We start from the raw sequence: 3,171 nt of genomic DNA, 5'->3' as shown, positions 1-3,171 counted from the left end.
AAGCGATATATCCAGAATCAGTCAGGAGGCGCTATCCCTCCCCACCCGGGTGGGGAATCCCGCGCCTTACGTTGAACTGCTGCGCTCCGGGCAAAACCTCGATAGCGACCGGCGGAGTTAATCGACATCAAATCAACAAGCTGGAAACCCTATCCTCCTCCCCTCTCCCTCAGGGAGAGGGGTTGGGGGTGAGGGATCCCTTTGCCAGCAGCAGTTTAGAAAAAAGGAGCCTAGAATGGCCGCAGATCCGAAAAACTCGAAACCATGAGATCTGCTGCTTGCTTAGCCTGTCTGCTCGCCGCTCTCTTTGTGGGAAAAGGGATCCCGGCTCTGGCCTCACCCGCTCTTTTGGTACTGGCCCAGTCAAGCTTTCAGCCCTACATCAATGCCCGCTTTGGCTATCGCCTCGACTATCCGGCCGATTTTGTCCCCCAAGGGGAATCCGATAGCGGCGACGGTCAGGTGTTTGTCGGCGAAGAGGGGGCTGAGCTCCGCGTTTGGGGTGGGTACAATATTTTTCAAGCAACGCCTGCCAGCGCCCTGCAAGAGGAGTTGCAGCGCAGCCGAGAAAGCGGACGCCGGGTTACCTATCAAGTTGCCGGTCGGGATTTTTTCGTGGTCTCCGGCTACGAGCCAGGCAGCTTGCGGATTTTCTATCTCAAAAAGCTTGTCCGCCCCTCTCTAGAGGCTGGCTTTGAATTGGTCTATCCGGCCAGCCGGCGCGAGCGCTACGACCGGGATGTGGAAGCCATAGCCCGCTCCCTGCGCTTTGGGGATCCCTGACCCAGGCCCCAGTTGGGGCATGATCATAGGGATCCCTGGCAAAACCCAATGGCCGAGAGACCGCTGGACAGTTGGCTGCGGGAACGGATGCAAGCCGTTGGCCTTTCCTCATGGCAGGCCTTGCAAGCTCAAGCAGGGATCAGCCGCCGCGCCCTCGATCAGGTGCGCCAAGGGCGGTGGGGATCCCTGCGCCTGGAGCAACTGCAAAAGTTGGCTGCCGCTCTCCGGTGGGATGTGGGATCCCTGCTTGGCGGCGGAAGGGGCTCTGACAATGCAGAGGCAATCTTCTCCCTGCTGCAGCCGCTGCTGACCAGCTACCCCACCGTCCGCGAGATTGCCCGGCGCAAGCCGGATTGGCCGGCCCAGAACGTGACAGCTCTGTTCCGGTCGCTGGATGCCCTGCTGCAGCAGTGGGGGTATGAAGCCATCGGCAGCCCTCTTGAATCCGTCCCCTTCGACCCGCAACTGCACCAGCCGGATCAGCCGGACATTCGGCCCGGGGATCCTGTCTATATCCGCTTTGTTGGCTACCGCTGCGGCGAACACATTCTTTGCCCGGCCAAAGTTAGTCGCTTCCTGCCCGGAGGATTGAGCTGATGGCACCCGTCCCCAAAGCGACGCTGGCTATTGATTTTGGCACCAGCAATACGGTTGTGGCGGTTTGGGATCCTGGACAAGAAGCGCCCCGCCTGCTCAGCCTTCCCGGCCTCTCCCGCCCCAGTTACGCGGCTATTCCCAGCCTGGTCTACGTCAAGGGAAAAGGCCAGCTCTTGGTGGGGGAAACCGTGCGCGCCGGGCGCTGGGGGGCAGTGGATCCGCAGCGCTTGTTTCAGGGCTTCAAGCGGGATCTGGTGGCGGAGTTTGTGCCCCCGCCGCGAGTTCTGGATGGGGAGCGCTACGATGCCGAGAGGGTGGCCCAGGCTTTTTTGCAGGCGGTGATGGAAGCCATCCAACAAGAGTACCCGCAGCCGCAACAGGTGGTGTTTACAGCTCCCGTCGGCTCTTTTGAGCGCTACTTAAACTGGCTGCGGAGGGTGGCCGGGGATCCCATTCAGATTGTGGACGAGGCCACTGCCGCTGCCCTGGGCTATTCGGTTGGCCAGCCGGGATCCCTTGTGCTGGTGGTGGATTTCGGCGGCGGCACCTTGGATCTCAGCCTGGTGCGCACCCTTCCCCCCCAGCCGGGCAACCCCGTCCTCAAGGCAGAGGTAATCGCCAAGGCAGATGCCTACGTGGGCGGATTGGACATCGACATCTGGATTGCCGAATACCTGCTGGGGCAACTGGGGCTGAGCCGGCAGCAGCTGGGAGCCCTGAGCTGGATTACCCTTCTGGAGCAGGCAGAACAGCTCAAGATCGCCCTTTCTGCCCAGCCCAAGGCGGTGGGCAGTTGGTTTGACGACGAAGCCCTAACTGCCTATGAGCTGCAGTTGGATCGGCAGGTGCTGGAGGAGATTCTAGAAACCCACCAGCTCTTGGATCAAATCCGCCAGTGCCTAGACGATGTGCTTCTCACTGCCCAGGCCAGGGGAGTGGGCAAAGGCCAAATTGAGCAGGTGCTCCTGGTGGGAGGCAGCTCCCAACTGCCGGCAGTCCAAGAGCTGCTCCGCTCCTACTTTGGCAAAAAGAAAGTCCGCTGCGAACGCCCCTTCGACGCTGTGGCCTTGGGCGCCCTGCAGGTGGGCCGCCAAGTTAAGCTGGAGGATCGCCTGCACCACAGCTACGCCATCCGCCTCTGGGATCCCTTGCAAAAAAGCTATATCTACTACCCTCTGTTTGAGCGGGGCAGCCCCTACCCCTGCCGACGCTCCGAGCCCTTGATCTTGCAGGTGGCCAACGACGGGCAAACCGAAATTCGCCTCGATGTGGGAGAAGTGGCTCAGGTGGCCCAGGCCGAGGTGGTTTACGACGAGCTGGGGCGCATGAGCAGCCGCCAACTCACTCGACAAACCGATTTTCGATCCCTGGCCCCTGGCGCCGAGCCGGCTTGTCTGGCCCGCCTGCAACCCCCAGGCCGGGCAGGAGAAGATCGCCTCAAGGTGGAATTTGCCGTTGATGCCTCGCGGCGGCTGCTGGCCACTATCTTCGACTTGCAAACCCAGCAGCTTTTGGTAGAGGCCCAGCCCGTAGCCACCCTGAGTTAGAGAGAGAAAGGCACTCAGCCTCTTGTCGCACCGAAACCCAAACAGCGCTATCTGGCCATCCTCCCCTCTCCCTCAGGGAGAGGGGCCGGGGGTGAGGGATGCCTCAGGGAGAGGGACCGGGGGTGAGGGATGCCTCAGGGAGAGGAACCGGGGGTCATGGCTGCGTCAGGGAGAGGGAGCGGCGGTGAGGGTAGATTTGAAACGCGCATATCCCGATCGATTTCATTGGGATTTGATGGGGCGT

Annotated in this window: 3 protein-coding genes; all 3 read left to right on the top strand. The window is 61.4% G+C overall.

The window, feature by feature from the left end:
* The first annotated feature begins 264 nt into the window (after positions 1-264).
* The 3 genes from NW863_RS12610 to NW863_RS12600 are packed head-to-tail and all read left to right on the top strand — an operon-like array spanning position 265 to position 2,927.
* Complete coding sequence (locus NW863_RS12610) at positions 265-783, top strand: hypothetical protein (RefSeq protein ID WP_414332930.1); 519 nt, start codon at positions 265-267, stop codon at positions 781-783.
* A gap of 48 nt (positions 784-831) precedes the next feature.
* The gene (locus tag NW863_RS12605) at positions 832-1,380 is read left to right on the top strand and encodes a hypothetical protein (protein ID WP_414366778.1); all 549 of its coding nucleotides are present in this window, start codon (positions 832-834) and stop codon (positions 1,378-1,380) included.
* Positions 1,380-2,927 (top strand): Hsp70 family protein, encoded by a 1,548-nt coding sequence (locus tag NW863_RS12600; protein WP_414366776.1) that lies wholly within the window; start codon positions 1,380-1,382, stop codon positions 2,925-2,927. The genes NW863_RS12605 and NW863_RS12600 overlap by 1 nt, the downstream gene beginning before the upstream one ends.
* Positions 2,928-3,171 lie beyond the last annotated feature (244 nt).

It is taken from the genome of Synechococcus sp. B60.1, from assembly GCF_047462555.1.
Classification (GTDB): domain Bacteria; phylum Cyanobacteriota; class Cyanobacteriia; order Thermostichales; family Thermostichaceae; genus Thermostichus.
Note: the sequence above shows the minus strand (reverse complement) of the source record. Positions and strands in the feature narration are given on the sequence as shown.